The sequence below is a fragment of the Streptomyces sp. A3M-1-3 genome, from assembly GCF_024213665.1.
Classification (GTDB): domain Bacteria; phylum Actinomycetota; class Actinomycetes; order Streptomycetales; family Streptomycetaceae; genus Streptomyces.
Window position 1 is genome coordinate 103927 of the sequence record NZ_JANAVP010000005.1, and the last position, 20208, is coordinate 124134.

Below are 20208 nucleotides of genomic sequence, written 5' to 3' on the forward strand. Positions count from 1 at the left end.
GTCCCGACGGACGGTCGTTGTCACGACGGAAGCCACCCGACGGACGGTCGTCGCGACGGAAGCCGCCCGAGGGACGGTCGTTGTCACGGCGGTCGAAGGAACGGCCACCGGAGGGGCGGTCGTCACGGTTGAAGCCACCGGACGGACGGTCGTTGTCGCGGCGGAAGCCACCCGACGGACGGTCGTTGTCACGACGGAAGCCACCCGACGGACGGTCGTCGCGACGGAAGCCGCCCGAGGGACGGTCGTCGCGGCGCTCGAACGAACGGCCACCCCGGTCGTCACGACGGTCGTCACGACGGTCGCGGTTGAAGCCGCCCCGGTCGTTGTCCCGGCCGCGACGCTCGTAGTTGCCCCGCTCGTCCCGACGCTCGGCCGTCGGCTGCTCCGGTACGGAAGCCGCGGCGGCAGCCGCGACCTCGGCCTCGGCGGCCTCCGTCACCTCGGCGACGGCTGCCTCCGGGTCCTCGCCCCGCTCGCGCGCGGCACGGGCGACCAGGCGGTCGGCCTCCTCGCGGAGTTCGACGGCACGGCGCTGGATGCGCTCGAGCTGCTTGGTGAGGTCCTGGACCTCGCGCTCGGCCTGCTTGGCGGCGTTGTTCGCGGAGTCGGCCTGGACCTCGGTCAGCGAACGGGCACCGGTGATCTCGGCGACCTCCGGGTCGAACGCGCCGGCACCGCCGACGATGTGGCGCGAGGCGTCGACGCCCGCGTCCTCCATCAGCCGGAAGATCTGGCGGCGCTGGTGCGGAAGCGACAGCGAGACGACGACGCCGGACTTGCCGGCACGGGCGGTACGGCCCGAGCGGTGCAGGTAGTCCTTGTGGTCACCGGCCGGGTCCACGTTCAGGACCAGGTCGATGCCGTCGACGTGGATACCGCGGGCGGCGACGTCGGTGGCGACGAGCGCGTTGACGTACCCGTCCTTGAAGTCGGCCAGCGTGCGGGTCCGCGCGCCCTGCGTCATGCCGCCGTGCAGCGCGTCGGCCTTGACGCCCGACTCGCGCAGCTGCTCGGCGATACGGTCCGCGCCCAGCTGGGTGCGGACGAAGATGATCGTGCGGCCCTTGCGGGCGGCGATGGCGGCCGTGACCGGCGCCTTGTCCTTCGGCTTCACGACGAGGACGTGGTGCGTCATGGTCGTGACGTTGCCCTGGGCGCTGTCGACCTCGTGGCTGACCGGGTCGACGAGGTAGCGGCGCACGAGCGTGCCGATCTCGTTCTCCATGGTGGCGGAGAACAGCATGCGCTGGCCGCCGGCCGGCACCTGGTCGAGCAGCTCGGTGACCTCGGGCAGGAAGCCCAGGTCGGACATCTGGTCGGCCTCGTCGAGGACCGCGACCTGGACGTTCTCCAGGGAGCAGGCACCGCGGTTGATGATGTCGCGCAGACGGCCCGGGGTGGCGACGAGGACGTCGACGCCGCGCTCGAGGGCGTAGATCTGGTTGCCCATGGACGTACCGCCGCAGACGACCTTGATCTTCAGGCCGAGGACGTCGCCGTAGGGCTGGAGGGCGTCGGCGACCTGCATCGCCAGTTCGCGGGTCGGGGTGAGGATGACCGCGCGGGGCTTCTTCTTCTCGGTGTGGCCGCCGGCCAGCAGGGCGAGCGTCGGCAGACCGAAGGAGAGGGTCTTGCCGGAGCCGGTGCGGCCGCGGCCGAGGATGTCCTTGCCGGCCAGGGCGTCCGGGATGGTCGCGGCCTGGATCGGGAAGGGGGTGGTCACGCCGTTCTGCGCGAGCTTGCGGACGATGCCCTCGGGCAGACCCAGGTCACCGAAGGTGACCGACGGGGTCTCGGGGGCATCGGGGGTCTCGGGAGCCGACTCGACGATCTCAACGGCGTCGACGATCTCTACGATCTCTACGATCTCGACGGACTCGTTGGACCCGTTCTCGGGCATGGCGGTGTGGTCAGTGCTGGAAATGGACATGCGAAATGCGAAACCTTCCGGAGTCTCGGCACGCGCCCAAACTCCGTGAATCGCAAATGCGACCGCCTCAATGCGGTCAGCCACGGCAAGGGAGAGTACGCGCCACGCGGCGCGCTTCTGTTTACGGCGCCGGGCAATGGGATCAAACGATCTATAACCATACGCACCCTTCCCCCCACCTGGCAAACCGGCCCCCGCTATGCCGGTCCCACCTGCGGAGATGCGTGCGGCTCCCGCTGCGCCGCCGCCCGGTCCGAGCCCGCCTCCGGCTGCGTCGACGGGGTCGTGGAAGGCTCCGGCTCGGGGTCCGGAGTCGGAGTCACCGGCGGCGGCTCGGTCGGGGACGGCTCCGGGTCCGGCGTATGGGTGGGCGTGCCGTCCCCCGTCGGTACGGGCTCCTGGGGCCCCGGATCCGGCCGGCCGGGCTTCGGGGTCGCGCCCGCCGACGGGCCCGCCGATCCGCTCGGGCTCGGCGACGCCCCGTCGGCGTCGTCCCGGCCGTCCTTCCCGCCCTTGCCCGGCTTGGGGCCGCGGTCGTCCGTACGTACCCGGGAGTCCGAACCCGGCACCCCGCCGTCGGGTTCGGCGGCGGCGCCCTGCCGGCCCGCCGGGGCGGTGGGCGGCGGCTTCCCCGCGTCGTCGCTCACACTCATGCAGCCTGCGGACGCCGCGACCGCGAGCGCGGAGACGGCCAGTCGGACAGGAACGGAAAACTGGCGCACGGGCGGCACCTCCGGGGCGCGGGTGAGCGGGTCAATGTGCCCAACTCCCTTTGCCCCGTAAGGGACACGCGCGAGCCGCATCCGTCCGGAAGACATCCCCTAACCCGGCAGCACCTCGCCGAGCGCCCCTCCCAGCACCACGGCGCCCAGCGCCACCAGGACGGAGGCGGCCGCATTCGCCACCGCGAGGAACCTCCGGCCGAGCTCGGCCAGGCGCAGCGTCTCGTACGAGAAGGTCGAGTACGTCGTCAGCGCCCCGCACAGCCCGGTCCCCAGCAGGGCGTACGCACCGGACGAGACCGCCGCCCCGGTCAGCGTCCCCAGCACCAGGCTGCCGGCGGCGTTCACCGCCAACGTCCCCCACGGGAACACCGAATCGTGCCGCGCCTGCACCGCACGGTCCGTCAGATAGCGCAGCGGAGCCCCGACGGCGGCTCCCGCCACGACCAGCAGCCAGTTCACTTGCGCGCCATCCTGCCCAGCGCGGCCCGGGTCACCGCGGCCGCCGTCCACACCGCCGCCATCGCCCCCGCGAGCGTCCCGCCCGCGTACGCCGACGCGGTGCCGGCCTCCCCGCGCTCCAGCAGCTCGGTGAAGTCCGCGGCGTACGTCGAGAAGGTCGTGAACCCGCCGAGCACTCCGACGCCCAGAAACGGCCGTACGAGCGGATGCGCCGACCGGCCGTGCTCACTGACGAGCACCATCAGTACGCCGATCAGCCCGCAGCCGGTCACGTTGACCCAGAAGACCGCCCACGGAAAGGCGCCCTCCGCCGTGGGCCACAGCAGCGAGACCCCGTAGCGCGCCGACGCCCCCGCCGCCCCGCCCACCGAGATCGCCGAGAGCACCCACCACTTCCCGTGGCCCGTCTCCGCGCGCTGGGCGGGCACATGCAGATCGACATCCGGATCGATCGCCTCGCCGATGGGGACGATGGGGTCGGGGGAGTTCATCCGTACCCCAGCGCGTGCAGCCGCGCGTCGTCGATGCCGAAGTGGTGGGCGATCTCGTGCACGACCGTGATCTCGGTCTCCGCCACCACGTCCTCGCGGGACTCGCACATCCGCAGCGTCGGCCCCCGGTAGATGGTGATCCGGTCCGGCAGCACGCCGGCGTACCACTCCCCGCGGTCCGTCAGCGGCGTTCCCTCGTACAACCCGAGCAGCTCGGGATCGTCCGTCGGGGCCTCGTCCTCCACGAACACCGCGACGTTGTCCATCAGTCGCGTCAGTTCGGGCGGGATCCGGTCCAGAGCCTCGGCGACAAGCTCCTCGAACTCCTCACGCGTCATTTCCAGCACGCGGCCATTGTCACGCATTTCACGACCGAGTCGGGGCGCATGTCCGCCCCGCCCGGCGGGCATACGGCACCCCATGGCCCTGGCCCCGTACCGCCGGCTCCGTGCCTGGTTCGACCGCGCGACCGCCCGCGCGACCGGCCGCGTACGCAAGCCCGCCCCGACCGCCGTCCTGACCCGCACACCGTCCCCCTACGCCCGGGCGCTGGGCATGGCGTCCGTCGTCCTGCTGGGCGCCTGGCTGGGCCTGCTGATCGTCGGCAGCGTCCGTACGCCCGTGGGCCCCGTCGACACGAACATGACCCTGCGCCCCTCCGTCTCCGGCGGCACCAAGATCAACGTGTCTCCGCTGGGCGCCCTGGAACTGCGCTCCCATGCCGCCCCGATCCGTCTGGACGTGGATGTCGACCGGCTCGACCCGGCCCGTTCCGCGGCCCTGGTCGAGCATCCGGAGCGGATCTCCGGCCTCCAGGACGAGATCGTCCGCGATGTCGGCCGCGGCACGGTCGACCTGGCCGTACGTTCCTGTGTCGCCGTCGTCTCGGGAGCGACCGCGCTCGGGCTGGCCGTCTACCGCCGCCCGCGCCCCGCGCTCGCCGCCGGCGGCCTCGCCCTCGCCCTGCTGGCGGCCTCCGGCGCGACCGCGTTCGCCACCTGGAACCCGAAGTCGGTCCTGGAGCCCAAGTTCTCCGGGCTGCTGGCCGGTGCCCCGTCCGTGGTCGGCAACGCGCGCAGCATCGTCACCGAATTCGACGTGTACCAGCAGGAGTTGGCGCGTCTGGTGACCAATGTGACCAAGCTGTACGAAGTGACTTCGACCCTGCCCGCCTACCAGCCGGACCCGGCCACGATGCGCGTCCTGCACGTCTCCGACATCCACCTCAACCCCGCCTCCTGGCACATCATCGGCTCGCTCGTCGAGCAGTACGACATCGACGTGATCATCGACTCCGGCGACACCATGGACCACGGCAGCGCCGCCGAGAACGCCTTCCTCGACCCCGTCGCCGACCTCGGCGCGCCCTACGTCTGGGTCCGCGGCAACCACGACTCGCGCGCCACCCAGGCGTACCTCTCCAAGCTCAAGAACGTGCACGTGCTCGACGACGGCCGGGCCGTCACGGTCGCCGGACTGCGGGTGGCCGGCACCGGCGACCCGCAGTTCACCCCGGACCGCACGGTCAAGGCCCAGGGCGACCCGGCCGAGCGGATGGCGGGCCTGCGCCTGGCCTCCGCGCTGCGCGACCAGAAGGCGGCCGGGACCCCGGTGGACATCGCGGTCGCGCACAACCCGGTCGCGGCCCGCGAGACCGACGGCGCGGTCCCGCTCGTCCTCGCGGGGCATGTGCACCACCGCGAGGACGAGGTCATGAAGTTCGGCACCCGGCTGAAGATCGAGGGCTCGACGGGCGGCGGGGGACTGCGCGCGCTGCAGAACAAGGAACCGGAGAAGGTGCGGACCTCGGTGCTCTATCTGGACCGCTCCACCAAACGGCTGCAGGCCTGGGACGAGATCACGCTGGGCGGCCTGGGCCTGACAACAGCCGAGGTCAGCCGCCTCCTCCCGGACGAGAACCGACCCTGAGCGGCCTCGCGTCTATTCGGTTTGGTCGAGGCCCAAATGCCGTAGTACAGTCTCGTCGTGCCCAAGGGCAGCGGTCAGGGCTTGACCGTCCCGAACCCCGCGAGGGGCCAAGGAGAAGCGGAACCCTTCGGGGAAAGCGGAGTCACATGCTTCTCACGTCCCCGCGCGCGGGGCGAGCAGAGAAGCAGAATTACCGGTTAGATTAGCCCTCATCGTCTAGTGGCCCAGGACGCCGCCCTTTCAAGGCGGTAGCACGGGTTCGAATCCCGTTGGGGGCACGCAACACCATGTGCGAGACTAGTCCCGCACAAGCTTGGTCCTGTGGAGCAGTTTGGAGTGCTCGCCACCCTGTCAAGGTGGAGGCCGCGGGTTCAAATCCCGTCAGGACCGCTGCGGCTCGTGAGAGCTGCGTGGCTGGGTAGCTCAGTTGGTACGAGCGATCGCCTGAAAAGCGATAGGTCGCCGGTTCGACCCCGGCCCCAGCCACTGTTCGAAAGGCCCCCTCCCCGGACGGGGCCTTTCGCGTTCCCCCCGCACCGGAAATGGGTTCGCCACCCGGTTCCGCCGGGTGAGATCCTGAATCAGGTATGTCTACTTCCTTCGCAGCCCTGCAGACCGTCCTCGAAGAGCTGTCGCTCCGCGACGCCCACCGGCTCGGCCGGCGCCTCGAGGGCGCCCGCCGCATCCGCAAGCCCGAGGCCCGCCAGGCCGTGCTGGACGAGATCTCCGTCGAGGCGGAGAAGTCCGCGCAGCGGGTGGCCCTGCGGGCTGCCCGTAAGCCTGTGGTCACATACCCCGAGTCGCTGCCGGTCAGCCAGCGGAAGGACGACATCGCCGAGGCGATACGCGACCACCAGGTCGTGATCGTCGCGGGCGAGACCGGGTCCGGCAAGACCACGCAGATCCCCAAGATCTGTATGGACCTGGGCCGCGGTGTGAAGGGCATGATCGGGCACACCCAGCCCCGCCGGATCGCCGCCCGCACGGTCGCCGAACGCATCGCCGACGAGCTGAAGACTCCGCTGGGCGAGGCGGTCGGCTGGAAGGTCCGGTTCACCGACCAGGTCAACCAGGACTCCACCTTCGTCAAGCTGATGACGGACGGCATCCTCCTCGCGGAGATCCAGACGGACCGCGAGCTGCGCGCGTACGACACGATCATCATCGACGAGGCCCACGAGCGGTCCCTCAACATCGACTTCCTGCTGGGCTATCTGGCCCAGCTGCTGCCCAGGCGTCCCGACCTCAAGGTCGTGATCACCTCCGCGACGATCGACCCGGAGCGCTTCTCCCGCCACTTCGGCGAGGCACCGATCGTCGAGGTCAGCGGCCGTACGTATCCGGTCGAGGTCCGCTACCGCCCGCTCCTGGAGGAGGACAGCGAGGAGTCGGACCGCGACCAGATCACCGCGATCTGCGACGCCGTCGACGAGCTCCAGTCCGCCGGACCCGGCGACATCCTGGTCTTCCTCTCCGGGGAGCGGGAGATCCGCGACACGGCGGACGCGCTCAACAAGAGGAACCTCAGGTTCACGGAAGTCCTCCCCCTCTACGCCCGCCTCTCGCACGCCGAGCAGCACCGGGTCTTCCAGCAACACAGCGGCCGCCGGATCGTCCTCGCCACGAACGTCGCCGAGACCTCCCTCACCGTCCCGGGCATCAAGTACGTGATCGACCCGGGCACCGCCCGGATCTCCCGCTACAGCCACCGCACCAAGGTCCAGCGGCTGCCCATCGAGCGGATCTCGCAGGCCAGCGCCAACCAGCGCAAGGGCCGCTGCGGCCGTACCTCCGACGGCATCTGCATCCGGCTGTACTCCGAGGACGACTTCCTCAGCCGCCCGGAGTTCACGGACGCGGAGATCCTCCGGACGAACCTGGCCTCCGTCATCCTCCAGATGACCGCGGCCGGCCTCGGCGAGATCGAGAAGTTCCCCTTCATCGACCCGCCGGACCACCGGAACATCCGCGACGGTGTCCAGCTCCTCCAGGAACTGGGCGCGCTCGACCCTACGGAGAAGGATCCGAAGAAGCGGCTCACGGACCTCGGCCGCAAGCTCGCCCAGCTCCCCGTCGACCCGCGCCTCGCCCGTATGGTCATCGAAGCCGACCGCAACAGCTGTGTCCGCGAGGTCATGGTCATCGCGGCCGCGCTCTCGATCCAGGACCCGCGCGAGCGCCCGTCCGACAAGCAGCAGCAGGCGGACCAGCAGCACGCCCGCTTCCGCGACGAGACCAGCGACTTCCTCGCCTTCCTCAACCTCTGGCGGTACATCCGCGAGCAGCAGAAGGAGCGGGGCTCGTCGTCCTTCCGCCGGATGTGCAAGCAGGAGTACCTCAACTTCCTGCGCATCCGCGAGTGGCAGGACATCTACGCCCAGCTGCGCTCGGTCGCCAAGACGATGGGCATCCATCTGAGCGAACAGGACGCTCCCGAACAGGCCGTCCACACCTCCCTCCTCGCCGGTCTGCTCTCGCACATCGGCCTCAAGGACACCGACAAGAACGAGTACCTGGGCGCGCGCAGCGCCAAGTTCGCGATCTTCCCCGGGTCCGCCCTCTTCAAGAGGCAGCCGCGCTTCCTCATGTCCGCCGAGCTCGTCGAGACGTCCCGCCTGTGGGCCCGGGTCAACGCGAAGATCGAGCCGGAGTGGGTCGAGCCGCTCGCACAGCATCTGATCAAGCGCACGTACAGCGAGCCGCACTGGGAGAAGGACCGGGCGGCCGTGATGGCGTACGAGAAGGTCACGCTTTACGGGGTACCGATCGTCGCCCAGCGCAAGATCAACTACGGCCGGATCGACGCCGCGTCGAGCCGCGACCTCTTCATCCGCAGCGCACTGGTCGAGGGCGACTGGCGTACGCACCACAAGTTCTTCGCCGACAACCGCAGACTCCTCACCGAGGTCGAGGAGCTGGAGCACCGGGCCCGGCGCCGCGACATCCTCGTGGACGACGAGACGCTCTTCGACTTCTACGACCAGCGCATTCCCGAACACGTCGTGTCCGGCGCGCACTTCGACTCCTGGTGGAAGCACCAGAAGCGCGACGAGCCCGAACTGCTCGACTTCGAGCGGTCGATGCTCATCACCGAGAAGGCCGCGGGCGTCACGAAGGACGACTATCCGGACTCGTGGCGGCAGGGGCAGCTCAAGTTCCGGGTGACGTACCAGTTCGAGCCGGGCGCGGACGCCGACGGTGTGACCGTCCACATCCCGCTCCAGGTACTGAACCAGGTCACCTCCGAGGGGTTCGACTGGCAGATCCCGGGCCTGCGCGAGGAGGTCGTCACCGAGCTGATCCGCTCGCTGCCGAAGCCGATCCGCCGGCACTACGTCCCGGCCCCGAACTACGCCAAGGCGTTCCTCGACCGTGCGGTCCCGCTACAGGAGCCGCTGCCGTTGACGCTCTCCCGTGAGCTGAAGCAGATGGTCGGCGTCCCGGTGGCGGCGGAGGACTTCGACCTCTCCCGGGTACCGGACCACCTGAAGATCACGTTCCGGATCATCGACGAGCGTCGCCGCAAGCTGGCCGAGGACAAGGACCTCGAAGCCCTCCGCCTCGCTCTCAAGCCGAAGGCCAGGCAGGCCCTCTCCAAGGCCGCCGCGGCTTCCGCGGGCCCGTCGGGCGAGTCCGTCGAACGCACGGGCCTCACCGACTGGACGATCGGCGCCCTCTCCCGCACCTTTGAGACCCGGCGGGCCGGCCAGCCGGTCAAGGCGTACCCGGCACTCGTCGACGCGGGCGAGACCGTCTCCGTACGGCTCTTCGACACCGAGGCCGAGCAGCAGCAGGCGATGTGGCGGGGCACCCGGAAGCTGATCCTGCTGAACATCCCCGTCAACCCGGCCAAGTTCGCCTCGGACAAGCTCAGCAACCAGCAGAAGCTGGCCCTGTCCCGCAATCCGCACGGCTCGGTCCAGGCGCTCTTCGACGACTGCGCCATGGCCGCGGCCGACCGGCTGGTCGCCGAGCACGGGGGCCCGGCGTGGGACGAGGAATCGTTCCGCAAGCTGTACGACAAGGTCCGCGCCGATCTCGTCGACACGACCGTACGGACCGTGAACCAGGTCCAGCAGATCCTGGCCGCCTGGCAGGCGTGTGAGCGCCGCCTGAAGGCCACGTCGAGCCCGGCGCTGCTGGCAAACCTCACCGACGTACGGGACCACCTGGCGCGGCTCGTACCGGCGGGCTTCGTGACGAAGACCGGCCTGCGCCGGCTGCCCGACCTGATGCGCTATCTCGTCGCGGCGGACCGCCGGCTCCAGCAGATGCCGTCCGGCGTCCAGCGCGACACCACGCGTATGGAGAAGGTGCATGAGATGCAGGACGAGTACGCCTGGCTGCTGGAGCAGATGCCGCAGGGCAGGCCGGTCCCTCAGGAGGTCCTGGACATCCGCTGGATGATCGAGGAGCTGCGCGTGAGCTACTTCGCGCACGCGCTGGGCACGGCCTTCCCGGTCTCCGACAAGCGCATCGTGAAGGCGATCGACGCCGCCGCGCCGTGACCCGGGACGCGGTCGGCATCGGTTCGACCGCACCCCACGACCTGCTGTACAGTCTCTCTCGCAGCCAACGCACATCTGAGGCTGTGAAACCTGGTCCTGTGGAGCAGTTTGGAGTGCTCGCCACCCTGTCAAGGTGGAGGCCGCGGGTTCAAATCCCGTCAGGACCGCTTGAATGTCAGAGCCCGCATCCCCACCGGATGCGGGCTCTGCCGCTGTTCGCCCCCCAGGACACGCCCCGGAGGCCGCGCCACGCGGCGCAGCCGCCATCGGATACAGCAAATCCCGTCAGGACCGCTTGAATGCCAGAGCCCGCATCCCCACCGGATGCGGGCTCTGCCGCTGTTGAAGGCCCGGATCCACTGGATCCGGGCCTTCGTTGCTGTCTGGGCGTCTTGACGGCTTCAACTGCCCCCGGTACCCAGAAGGGACGGGGAAGCGGGGAGGTGGCGCAATGGCCGCGTCAGCAGCGAGGCACGAGACACGAGCACTGCTCCGCGCCCATCTGGCAGCCGCGTCGGGCTACCGGCACCTCACGCGCCACTGTCCGATCTGCCACCAGCTGCTGCGGCTCGCGATGGAGCCCTCCCCGCCACGCCGCTCCCGAGAGCCGGCCGCGGCCTCCGTCGATGCCGCCATCGACGCCTCCGAGGACGAAACTCCCCCGCCCGCGTGACCACTTGGCAAGCGTCAAGGGATGTGACGGGTGTCACCTAACGAGTTTTCAGAAGTGGTCAACTTAGCCCCTCCTTACACCCAGTCAATTTAATATGTGCCATTGCACCTTCGGGCGGCCCTGCCGGCGGGCACAAAAAAGATCGCGCTGGACCCGGCGGAGTCCAGCGCGATCGACGACAACGCACCCGCACAGCGAGGGTGAGGCACCTGTTGGGGCAGGGGCCGGTCGTATGGAGCTAGGTGGGCGGCACCGGATTGGGGGACCCGGAGAATGCCCGGCAAAACGGGGGTGTAACAGGGTGTTTCAAGGTGTTGCTGTTACTCAGGCCTCGCTGCGCTGCTGCGGGATACCCGCAAGCAGTGCGCGGACCTCAGCCTCGCGATAACGCCGGTGTCCACCAAGCGTGCGGATGGACGTGAGCTTGCCTGCCTTGGCCCAGCGGGTCACCGTCTTCGGGTCCACGCGGAACATCGTGGCAACCTCAGCCGGGGTCAGCAGCGGCTCGGCATCAGGGGTGCGAGCGGTCATGAGCGGCCTCCTCGGGAGAACCGAACCATCACGGTTCTTTCCTCTAAATTCTGCACCTTGACCCGCGTTGCCCGAAATGGCAGACGCGGGCCGAGTCGGTTATAGGACGAACGGCTTGTCCTCGGCACTACAACTACACCATCCGTCCAGCCACGTCGGCCAAACCGATGGAATTGCCCTCTCAGGTGTTCATCAGCGGCGGAAGCCGATGGACCATGCCATAACGGACAGTCACACCCCTGTGACGATCAGTCACAGAGCGACCAGGGATCACAAGACCCCCCATAGAGTGCAATACCGAGCAATCCCCCCAAAGTTGGGTGGATGAGTCCTCCCCCGGACTCCTTGTCCTATTTTGGCACGAGGGTAGGGGAACGGCGCAAGAGCCCAGTAAGTGCTGTCCGTCACGCTTGACACAAAGGCCCGGATCGGGATGCAGGTCCCCCGGTCCGCGAGGGATCAGTTCGCGAAGAGCCGTTCCCGTACGGACCGCCAGCGTTCGCTGAGCCGCCCGTACGCCTCGTCCGCGCCGGCGTCGTCTCCGTCCCGCAGGGCGGCGATCCCCTCGGCCAGGTCGGCCGCGGACCGGTCCGCGGCGAGCTGGGCCTCCGGGAGGGCATGGACCAGGCCGCCGTAGTCGAGCTCGACCAGGGAGCGCGGGTGGAATTCCTCCAGCCAGGCCCCCACGTCCACCAGGCCGTCGATCAGCGGGCCCTCCTCGGTCACATCCCGCAGCACCTTCAGCGCGCGCGCCACCCGCCGCCTGGCCTGCACCATGGGCGTCCGGTAGCGCAGCCGCTCCCCCTGCTCGTACTCGCGCTCGTCGTCCGAGAAGAGCGCGAACCAGCGCACCGGCACCTGCCACACCGCGCCCCGGATCCACGGGCGCGCGTCCGGGTTCCGCTCCCGCCACCGCTCGTAGTCCGCGGCCGCCTGCCGGCGCACGACCGGCGGCAGCGCCACGTCCAGCACCGGGGCGGGAAAGTCCGCCACCAGCTCCTCCAGGGCCTGCCAGCCGCGCAGCCGGGTCCGCCAGGGGCAGACGACCAGGACCCCGTTCGCCGTCGCGGTGAAGGCGTCGGCGCTCTCGTGCACGGGCACCGGGACCGGCGGCGTGGGCAGCAAGTCCGCCAGCGAGCGGCGGAGTTCGTCCTGATACGTGGGGGTCGTCGCACGGGTGGCGTAGTGCTCCCAATGCCTTCGCTCGGGCTCGGGGAAGGCGGCCAGCGGCTCGTACACGCGCAGATAGGACGCGTACGGGACGATCAACGCCGACGCCTTGGTCACGCGTACTCCCTCGCCGGTGCCGCTGAATTGCCCCGTTGCCCTACCCATACGGAATGCTGTAAATCGTCCCATGCCCGTACTCCGGGAGGGGGTGATCCTCGGCACTGCCTCCCTGGTCCGGCCCCGCAGGACTTACTCTCTTGCCCACCGGCTCTCCCCCACCCGCAGGGAGGGCGTCTCCGCCGCTTCTCTTACATGGGAGTCACCACCGTGACCGACGTAACCGACGGCGTCCTGCACACCCTGTTCCGATCGGAGCAGGGGGGCCACGAACAAGTCGTGCTCTGCCAGGACCGTGCCAGCGGCCTCAAGGCCGTTATCGCCATCCACTCGACCGCCCTGGGCCCTGCCCTCGGCGGCACCCGCTTCCACGCGTACGCCTCCGACGAGGAGGCCGTCCTGGACGCGCTCAACCTCGCCCGCGGCATGTCGTACAAGAACGCCATGGCCGGGCTCGACCACGGTGGCGGCAAGGCCGTGATCATCGGCGACCCGGACACGCTCAAGAGTGAGGCGCTGCTGCTCGCCTACGGCCGGTTCGTGGACTCCCTCGGTGGCCGTTACGTGACCGCGTGCGACGTCGGTACGTATGTCGCGGACATGGACGTCGTCGCCCGCGAGACCCGCTGGGCGACCGGCCGCTCCCCCGAGAACGGCGGCGCGGGCGACTCCTCCGTCCTGACCGCCTTCGGCGTCTTCCAGGGCATGCGCGCGAGCGCCCAGCACCTGTGGGGCGACCCGACCCTGCGCGGCCGCAAGGTCGGCGTCGCGGGCGTCGGCAAGGTCGGCCACCACCTCGTCGAGCACCTGCTCGCGGACGGCGCCGAGGTCGTGATCACGGACGTACGGGCCGAGTCGGTGCAACGGATCCTCGACAGGCACCCGGGCAACCCGGCCGTCATGGCGGTTGCGGACACCGACGCGCTGATCCGCACCGAGGGGCTCGACATCTACGCCCCGTGCGCGCTCGGCGGCGCCCTGAACGACACCAGCGTCCCGGCGCTCACCGCCACGGTGGTCTGCGGTGCGGCCAACAACCAGCTCGCCCACCCGGGCGTGGAGAAGGACCTCGCGGACCGCGGGATCCTCTACGCCCCGGACTACGTGGTGAACGCCGGCGGTGTGATCCAGGTCGCGGACGAGCTGCACGGCTTCGACTTCGACCGGTGCAAGGCGAAGGCCGCGAAGATCTTCGACACCACTCTGGCCATATTCGCTCGCGCGAAGACGGACGGCATTCCGCCGGCCGCGGCGGCCGACCGGATCGCCGAACAGCGGATGGCCGACGCCCGCGCGGCGCGCTGACGTAACGCCGCATGAGGGCCTGATGAGGGCCCGATGAGGCCCGCTGAGGGGACCCGCCGGAGGCCGGCGAGAGATGGCTCACTGCCCTTCGGCGGGTCGACCCTCAAGAAGAGGTTAAAATCGCAGCTGACCAGCGAGTACGGGGCGTCTCGCTGGTCCTGCAGCGAGGCACGTCATGCGGGCGGCGTACCGTATGGCCGCGGAAGCAGGTACCGTTGAAGCCCTACGGACCGGTCTCTCCCCGAGAGTCCGTTCCGACTCATGAACGCGTGTCAAGACTCTGGGGCCGTCGAGCCCCGTCACCGAGGGGGTCGAGCCATGGGGCGCGGCCGGGCCAAGGCCAAGCAGACAAAGGTCGCCCGCCAGCTGAAGTACAACAGCGGCGGGACTGACCTCTCGCGTCTGGCCAACGAGCTGGGCGCTTCGACTTCGAACCAGCCGCCTAACGGCGAGCCGTTCGAGGACGACGACGAGGAAGACGACCCGTACGCCCAGTACGCGGATCTGTACAACGATGACGATGACGACGACTCCGCCGAGGAGTCCGGTCCGTCATCGCAGCGTCGCGGCGCTTGACTCTGCATATCTTCATCACCTGACCCGGTCCGGGGCTCGCCCCGGACCGGGTTCTGTGCTGCCCCGCGGGGCTTACTTCGCGTAGTCCCCCGTGAGGGTGGCGCCCGAGGTGTGCTCGCCGCGCTCGGTGCTGTGTCGATCAACGATGGCGCCGGCCACCCAGGCGTCCACGCCGCGGTCGGCCAGGGTGGTGAGCGCCACGTCCACCGACTCCTCGGGGACCACGGCGATCATGCCGACACCCATGTTGAGGGTCTTCTCCAGCTCCAGCCGCTCGACCTGACCGGCCTTGCCGACCAGGTCGAAGACCGCACCCGGGGTCCAGGTGGAGCGGTCCACGGTGGCGTGCAGGTGGTCCGGGATCACCCGGGCCAGGTTGCTGGCCAGGCCGCCGCCGGTGATGTGCGAGAAGGCGTGCACCTCGGTCGTACGGGTCAGGGCCAGGCAGTCCAGCGAGTAGATCTTGGTGGGCTCCAGCAGCTCCTCGCCGAGCGTACGGCCGAACTCCGCGACCTCGCGGTCCAGCGCCCAGCCGGCCCGGTCGAAGACGACATGCCTGACCAGCGAGTACCCGTTCGAGTGAAGACCGGAGGACGCCATCGCGATCACCGCGTCACCCGTACGGATACGGTCCGCGCCGAGAAGCTGATCGGCCTCCACCACGCCCGTACCGGCCCCGGCGACGTCGAAGTCGTCCGGGCCCAGCAGGCCCGGGTGCTCGGCCGTCTCGCCGCCGACCAGGGCGCAGCCGGCCAGTACACAGCCCTCGGCGATGCCCTTGACGATCGCGGCGACGCGCTCGGGGTGGACCTTGCCGACGCAGATGTAGTCGGTCATGAACAGCGGCTCGGCGCCGCAGACGACCAGATCGTCGACGACCATGCCGACGAGGTCGTGGCCGATGCTGTCGTACACGCCCATCTTGCGGGCGAGGTCGACCTTCGTACCGACGCCGTCGGTGGCGGAGGCGAGCAGCGGACGCTCGTAGCGCTTGAGGGCTGAGGCGTCGAAGAGGCCGGCGAAGCCGCCGAGGCCGCCGAGAACCTCGGGGCGCTGCGTCTTCTTCACCCACTCCTTCATGAGCTCGACGGCACGGTCGCCCGCCTCGATGTCGACGCCCGCAGCCGCGTAGGAAGCACCGGTCTCAGACATTCCTGGGATCTTTCGGGTTGGTTGAACGGAGCCTTGATCACGGACGACGGAGCGCGTCGGCGGCATCCGTGCCACCCGCCAGCTCGGTCTCCAGAAGCTGCTTGCCCAGCAGCTCGGGGTCGGGCAGCTCCATCGGGTACTCGCCGTCGAAGCAGGCGCGGCAGAGGTTCGGCTTGGCGATCGTGGTCGCCTCGATCATGCCGTCGAGGGAGATGTACGAGAGGGAGTCGGCGCCCAGGGACTTGCCGATCTCGTCGATCGACATGCCGTTGGCGATCAGCTCGGCGCGGGTGGCGAAGTCTATGCCGAAGAAACAGGGCCACTTCACCGGCGGGGAGGAGATCCGGATGTGGACCTCGGCGGCGCCCGCCTCGCGGAGCATCTTGACCAGGGCACGCTGGGTGTTGCCGCGGACGATCGAGTCGTCGACGACCACCAGGCGCTTGCCGCGGATGACTTCCTTGAGCGGGTTGAGCTTGAGGCGGATGCCGAGCTGCCGGATCGTCTGCGAGGGCTGGATGAAGGTCCGGCCCACGTAGGCGTTCTTGACCAGTCCGGAGCCGTACGGAATCCCGCTGGCCTCCGCGTAGCCGACCGCCGCGGGCGTACCCGACTCCGGCGTCGGTATCACCAGGTCGGCGTCGACCGGGGCTTCCTTGGCCAGCCTGCGGCCCATTTCCACCCGGGAGAGGTAGACGTTCCGGCCGGCGATGTCGGTGTCCGGGCGAGCCAGGTAGACGTACTCGAAGACACAGCCCTTGGGCTTCGCTTCCGCGAAGCGAGAGGTGCGCAGACCGTTCTCGTCAATGGCGATCAGCTCGCCCGGCTCGACCTCGCGGACGAAACTGGCGCCGCAGATGTCGAGGGCGGCGGTCTCGCTCGCGACCACCCAGCCGCGCTCCAGCCGGCCGAGGACCAGCGGGCGGATGCCCTGCGGGTCACGGGCGGCGTACAGCGTGTGCTCGTCCATGAAGACGAGGGAGAAGGCGCCCTTCACCTCGGGGAGGACCTTGGTGGCCGCTTCCTCGATGGTGAGCGGCTTGCCGTCGTCATCGACCTGGCCCGCGAGCAGTGCGGTCACCAGATCGGTGTCGTTGGTCGCCGCGACCTGGGTGGCCCGGCCGTCCTGGCGGGGCAGGTCGGCGACCATTCCGGCCAGCTCGGCGGTGTTCACCAGGTTGCCGTTGTGACCCAGGGCGATCGAGCCGTGGGCAGTCGCGCGGAAGGTGGGCTGCGCGTTCTCCCACACCGAGGCTCCGGTGGTGGAGTAGCGGGCATGACCGACCGCGATGTGGCCCTGGAGAGAGCCGAGGGATGTTTCGTCGAAGACTTGTGAGACCAGGCCCATGTCCTTGAAAACCAGGATCTGGGACCCGTTGCTCACTGCGATGCCCGCGGACTCCTGTCCACGGTGCTGCAGGGCATACAGTCCGAAATAGGTGAGCTTGGCGACCTCTTCGCCCGGAGCCCAGACACCGAAGACGCCGCAAGCGTCCTGGGGGCCCTTCTCACCGGGGAGCAGGTCGTGGTTGAGTCGTCCATCACCACGAGGCACGCGTCCGAGTGTAGGCGAGATCGACCACTGGTCCGAATTGGGGACTCCGGTGGTACGCACCGTTGTCCGGGCCGCACAGACGGTAGCGTTCCAGCCGCCAAAGCTCCTGCCGTACGCGGCTACTTCTTCGGCCTCGGCTCCGCCTCGATCGCGGTCGCGCCCAGTCCCTTGCCGTCTGCGGCGGTGAGGGACAGGGTGTGTCCGTCGATCTTGTACGTCGCCTTGCCCTCCAGGACGTGATGGAGGGCCCGCTCGGTCTCCATCACCGGGCCCGGGCACATCCTCCGCGTGGTCGCGAGGGTGCCGAAGGTGATCGTCGAACCGTCGACGGTCGCCTTGCCGGAGACGTTGTTGCAGCCGAGGTTGCCGCGGACGGTCCCGTCCTTGCCGAAGGTGAGCTGCGCCTTGCCGAGGACATCGGCGGGCAGGGAGGAGGCGGTACCGCCGTCGAGGAGCGAGTCGACGGCCCACTCGGGGCCTATCAGCTGCGCGGGCTTCTCCGGCTTCTCGGGCTTCGAGGTCAGCGCGATGGTGTCGCCCTGCTGGGTCGTCAGCGTGAGCTTGTCGCCCGCGAGCTTCGCCTTCAGCTCCCCGGCGAAGGCACGCGACAGCGCCGTCTCGAAGTTCTGCAGCTCCTTCTCGCAGCCGATCTCCGTGGACTGGCCGGCACCGACCGTGATCGAGTCGCCCTTGACCGTGACATCGGCGCCGAACTGGTTGCAGCCGAAGTTGCCGGAGGCGCGGCCCTTGGCGTCGATCTCGACATGGGCGCCGGCCGGGGCCTTCGCCTGCTTGCCGTTCACGGTCAGGCTGTCGACGTTCCACTTGACCCCGGTGACGGGCAGGGCCGTGTCGACGGAGGAACCGCCTCCGCCACCGGCACCGGTTTCCGTGCCGCAGGCGGTGAGCGTGAGGAGGGCCAGGACAGCGGTGGTCATACGGAGCTTCTGCATGGCACTGGGACGGTGCGGGTGGGGTTTCTGGTTCCATCCCGTCCGCCCGGTTTCATGATCAGCCGAGGATCGGCAGCAGCCCGGACAGGTCCGCGCGTTCGCCGCTCGCGCTGACGGCCGCGGCCCCGACCGCCTCCTGCCATCCCGTACGTCCGGTGGCGAGCCGGATCCAAGTGAGCGGGTCGGTCTCGATAACATTCGGCGGGGTCCCGCGGGTGTGCCGCGGCCCCTCCACGCACTGCACGACCGCGTACGGCGGGACGCGCACCTCGACCGAGGCGCCGGGCGCCCTCAGGGCGAGGGCATCGGCGAGGAGGCGGGTGCAGGTGGCCAGGGCCTGCCGGTCGAAGGGGATCTCCAGCCCGGCGGCCCGGTTCAAGTCGTCGGTGTGGACGACGAGTTCGACAGTACGGGTGACCATGAAGTCGGCCAGCGTCATCGCCCCGACGCGCAGCGACAGGGGCCGCGTCGCAGGGGTCTGCGTCAGAGCCGCCGCGAGCCGGGCAGCGGACCGCTCGTACTGCGCCTCCAAGGGCTCGTCGAGGGAGAGTTCCTTGGCGACCTCGGAGATCCGCCGCGCCAGCCGGGCCGTCTCGAAGGGCCACTCCACGGCGGTGATCTCCGCCTTGACGGGCGCGGGCCGCTCGATGGCGTCGGCGAGGGAATCGATCACCCAGGCGATGTGCGCGGCCAGATCCCGTACCGTCCAGTCCCCGAGGTGGGTCGGGAGTGTGAGCTGGTCGGGGGTGAGGGTGGCCGCCGCTTCCCGTACGTGCCCGAACTGGGCGAGCACGGCGGCGCGGATCTTCGCGGAGTCGTACCGCCTGGTCTTGGGTGCCATGCGGGGAGTGTGCCCGATCAGTCGCCGCCCCCGCAGCCGCCGCCGCAACTGCTGCAGCTGCTGCAACTGCTGCTGGAGCCGCATCCCGAACCGCCGGAGGACGCATCGGCACGGCGGGCCGCCGCCTTCTCGCGCTCCTGGACGGTGTAGGAGGTGCCGGCCGGGCTCCACCGGCCGAGGCTGTTGCGCCGGACCGCGAGCAGCGGGACTGCCGTGACGGAGGAGGCGATGAGGCTGCCGCTGTCGTAGGCGGCGTACTCGAGGACGAGCTCGGCGCCTTCGCAGGGGACGCCGTACAGGATCGCTTCGAAGGGCTCGCCGAACTGGTTGATGTCGTGGTGTTCGGAGCGCAGCCGCGCCTCCTCCCCGCCGACGAGGACCCTGACCCGGTCCTCGGTGTCCTCGAACCGGTCGCGGTACGCGATCAGCGGCCGCCCGGTGACGGTACGGGCGTCCGGGTACAGCCAGATGTGGCACAGGGCGTCGGCGCGGAGGCCGACCCGCAGCACGGGCTGCGGCCCGGTGTGCAGCCGCCGGGCGGCGAGGCGTGCCGTGATGCCACGGCCGAGCAGCGGGGTGCCGGGGATGAGCAGCAGCATGGCGAAGACCTGCTGGCCGGTGGCGTCGTACGGGTCGGGGGTGTGGTGCGCCCGCAGATCCTGGACGAGGCCCCAGAGAAGCAGCGCGGCGGCGGCGAGACACAGCCCGTCCCCGGCCAGGATCAGCCACCGGCCTCGGCGGCGATGGCCTTCGGGGAGCTTCTCCGGGAGCGGGCTGCGGGCCTTCCCGGCCGCGGCGAGGGCCAGTTCGCGCTGGCGGCGGCGGGACCGCAGGCGCAGCAGGGCGCCGGTGAACGCCCACGCGGAGAGCGCGGCGACCAGCCACACGCCGGCCCGGCCCGCGCTGTCGGAGGCGTCGAGTTCGTGCAGGGAGAGGACCGTGAACAGTCCGAGCACGGGCGCGGAGACCAGGACCGCGGCGGGCAGGAAGCGGAACCAGAGGGGCAGGGTGACCAGGAGGACGGCTTCGGGATAGCCGCGCCAGGTGGTGCCGAGCAGGGCGGCTTCGGGTGCGTTCCAGCCGAGCAGGACGGCCGCGGCGAGGACCAGGGGCGCGAGGACCCAGCCGCCGGCGACCGGGGCGAAGAGGGCGGGAGTGCAGGCTTTGAGCCAGCGCTCGGCGTCGGCGATGTCCCAGGCCGGGGCGCCCCCCTGGGGTATCGCGGCGTCGGGCAGGTACTTGACGTGTTCGGTCACGGCGTCAGTATGCGGACGTGCCCCCGCAGTTCCG

Annotated in this window: 17 protein-coding genes and 4 tRNA genes; 9 read left to right on the forward strand and 12 right to left on the reverse strand. The window is 69.9% G+C overall.

Going from position 1 to position 20208, the window contains the following annotated elements; genetic code table 11:
* From NLX86_RS07435 to NLX86_RS07455, 5 genes are all read right to left on the reverse strand, one after another.
* Positions 1-1933: DEAD/DEAH box helicase (locus NLX86_RS07435; protein ID WP_254370800.1), on the reverse strand; the 1933-nt coding region annotated here is incomplete at its 3' end.
* 197 nt (positions 1934-2130) lie between these two features.
* Positions 2131-2655: a hypothetical protein gene (locus NLX86_RS07440; RefSeq protein ID WP_254370801.1), complete on the reverse strand. Its 525-nt coding sequence runs from the start codon at positions 2653-2655 to the stop codon at positions 2131-2133.
* A 99-nt stretch (positions 2656-2754) separates the two neighbouring features.
* Positions 2755-3117 carry a CrcB family protein gene (locus NLX86_RS07445; RefSeq protein ID WP_254370802.1) on the reverse strand — a complete coding sequence of 121 codons (363 nt, stop codon included), beginning with the start codon at positions 3115-3117 and terminating at the stop codon, positions 2755-2757.
* Positions 3114-3608: a CrcB family protein gene (locus tag NLX86_RS07450; protein ID WP_254370803.1), complete on the reverse strand. Its 495-nt coding sequence runs from the start codon at positions 3606-3608 to the stop codon at positions 3114-3116. Before NLX86_RS07450 ends, NLX86_RS07445 begins: the two co-directional genes overlap by 4 nt.
* Positions 3605-3955: a metallopeptidase family protein gene (locus NLX86_RS07455; RefSeq protein WP_254370804.1), complete on the reverse strand. Its 351-nt coding sequence runs from the start codon at positions 3953-3955 to the stop codon at positions 3605-3607. Before NLX86_RS07455 ends, NLX86_RS07450 begins: the two co-directional genes overlap by 4 nt.
* A 208-nt stretch (positions 3956-4163) precedes the next feature.
* Here NLX86_RS07455 and NLX86_RS07460 point away from each other — a divergent pair, with 208 nt between their 5' ends.
* The 7 genes from NLX86_RS07460 to NLX86_RS07490 all read left to right on the forward strand — a co-directional run bounded on the left by NLX86_RS07460 (position 4164) and on the right by NLX86_RS07490 (position 10718).
* A complete protein-coding gene (locus tag NLX86_RS07460) occupies positions 4164-5537 on the forward strand; it encodes a metallophosphoesterase (RefSeq protein ID WP_254370959.1) in 1374 nt (457 codons plus the stop codon).
* A 205-nt stretch (positions 5538-5742) separates the two neighbouring features.
* Positions 5743-5815 (forward strand) — tRNA-Glu (locus NLX86_RS07465).
* Positions 5816-5852: 37 nt separating this feature from the next.
* Positions 5853-5927, forward strand: a tRNA-Asp gene (locus NLX86_RS07470).
* 22 nt (positions 5928-5949) lie between these two features.
* Positions 5950-6023 (forward strand) — tRNA-Phe (locus NLX86_RS07475).
* Positions 6024-6124: 101 nt separating this feature from the next.
* Complete coding sequence (gene hrpA, locus NLX86_RS07480) at positions 6125-10045, forward strand: ATP-dependent RNA helicase HrpA (RefSeq protein WP_254370805.1); 3921 nt, start codon at positions 6125-6127, stop codon at positions 10043-10045.
* A gap of 92 nt (positions 10046-10137) precedes the next feature.
* Positions 10138-10212 (forward strand) — tRNA-Asp (locus tag NLX86_RS07485).
* A 284-nt stretch (positions 10213-10496) separates the two neighbouring features.
* Entirely contained in the window at positions 10497-10718 is a 222-nt protein-coding gene (locus NLX86_RS07490) for a DUF6274 family protein (RefSeq protein ID WP_254370806.1), read from the forward strand.
* Positions 10719-11042: 324 nt separating this feature from the next.
* Here NLX86_RS07490 and bldC read toward each other — a convergent pair whose 3' ends face one another.
* Entirely contained in the window at positions 11043-11249 is a 207-nt protein-coding gene (gene bldC / locus NLX86_RS07495; RefSeq protein WP_003949541.1) for a developmental transcriptional regulator BldC, read from the reverse strand.
* A 459-nt stretch (positions 11250-11708) separates the two neighbouring features.
* Positions 11709-12536, reverse strand: coding sequence for a hypothetical protein (locus tag NLX86_RS07500; protein ID WP_254370807.1), 828 nt, complete (start codon positions 12534-12536; stop codon positions 11709-11711).
* 210 nt (positions 12537-12746) lie between these two features.
* Between NLX86_RS07500 and NLX86_RS07505 the strand changes: the two genes are divergently transcribed.
* On the forward strand, positions 12747-13841 hold the full coding sequence (locus NLX86_RS07505; protein WP_308409554.1) for a Glu/Leu/Phe/Val dehydrogenase dimerization domain-containing protein: 1095 nt from the start codon (positions 12747-12749) through the stop codon (positions 13839-13841).
* A gap of 318 nt (positions 13842-14159) precedes the next feature.
* Complete coding sequence (locus NLX86_RS07510; protein WP_254370809.1) at positions 14160-14417, forward strand: DUF3073 domain-containing protein; 258 nt, start codon at positions 14160-14162, stop codon at positions 14415-14417.
* A gap of 72 nt (positions 14418-14489) precedes the next feature.
* Here NLX86_RS07510 and purM read toward each other — a convergent pair whose 3' ends face one another.
* The 5 genes from purM to NLX86_RS07535 form a co-directional block, all read right to left on the reverse strand.
* A complete protein-coding gene (gene purM, locus NLX86_RS07515) occupies positions 14490-15569 on the reverse strand; it encodes a phosphoribosylformylglycinamidine cyclo-ligase (RefSeq protein WP_254370810.1) in 1080 nt (359 codons plus the stop codon).
* 37 nt (positions 15570-15606) lie between these two features.
* Entirely contained in the window at positions 15607-17124 is a 1518-nt protein-coding gene (gene purF, locus NLX86_RS07520; protein WP_254370811.1) for an amidophosphoribosyltransferase, read from the reverse strand.
* A 119-nt stretch (positions 17125-17243) separates the two neighbouring features.
* Positions 17244-18062, reverse strand: a complete 819-nt coding sequence (locus NLX86_RS07525; protein ID WP_254370812.1) for an META domain-containing protein — start codon at positions 18060-18062, stop codon at positions 17244-17246.
* A 73-nt stretch (positions 18063-18135) separates the two neighbouring features.
* Complete coding sequence (locus tag NLX86_RS07530; RefSeq protein WP_254370813.1) at positions 18136-18918, reverse strand: maleylpyruvate isomerase family mycothiol-dependent enzyme; 783 nt, start codon at positions 18916-18918, stop codon at positions 18136-18138.
* A gap of 17 nt (positions 18919-18935) precedes the next feature.
* Positions 18936-20174, reverse strand: a complete 1239-nt coding sequence (locus NLX86_RS07535; protein WP_254370814.1) for a hypothetical protein — start codon at positions 20172-20174, stop codon at positions 18936-18938.
* Positions 20175-20208 lie beyond the last annotated feature (34 nt).

What these genes read in the sequence shown, in the direction of transcription:
- NLX86_RS07450 (WP_254370803.1), bottom strand. Translation starts at nt 3,608, where the DNA reads ATGAACTCCCCCGACCCCATCGTCCCCATCGGCGAGGCGATCGATCCG.
- NLX86_RS07460 (WP_254370959.1), top strand. Translation starts at nt 4,164, where the DNA reads ATGGCGTCCGTCGTCCTGCTGGGCGCCTGGCTGGGCCTGCTGATCGTC.
- hrpA (WP_254370805.1), top strand. Translation starts at nt 6,125, where the DNA reads ATGTCTACTTCCTTCGCAGCCCTGCAGACCGTCCTCGAAGAGCTGTCG.
- NLX86_RS07490 (WP_254370806.1), top strand. Translation starts at nt 10,497, where the DNA reads ATGGCCGCGTCAGCAGCGAGGCACGAGACACGAGCACTGCTCCGCGCC.
- bldC (WP_003949541.1), bottom strand. Translation starts at nt 11,249, where the DNA reads ATGACCGCTCGCACCCCTGATGCCGAGCCGCTGCTGACCCCGGCTGAG.
- NLX86_RS07510 (WP_254370809.1), top strand. Translation starts at nt 14,160, where the DNA reads ATGGGGCGCGGCCGGGCCAAGGCCAAGCAGACAAAGGTCGCCCGCCAG.
- purM (WP_254370810.1), bottom strand. Translation starts at nt 15,569, where the DNA reads ATGTCTGAGACCGGTGCTTCCTACGCGGCTGCGGGCGTCGACATCGAG.
- NLX86_RS07525 (WP_254370812.1), bottom strand. Translation starts at nt 18,062, where the DNA reads ATGACCACCGCTGTCCTGGCCCTCCTCACGCTCACCGCCTGCGGCACG.
- NLX86_RS07530 (WP_254370813.1), bottom strand. Translation starts at nt 18,918, where the DNA reads ATGGCACCCAAGACCAGGCGGTACGACTCCGCGAAGATCCGCGCCGCC.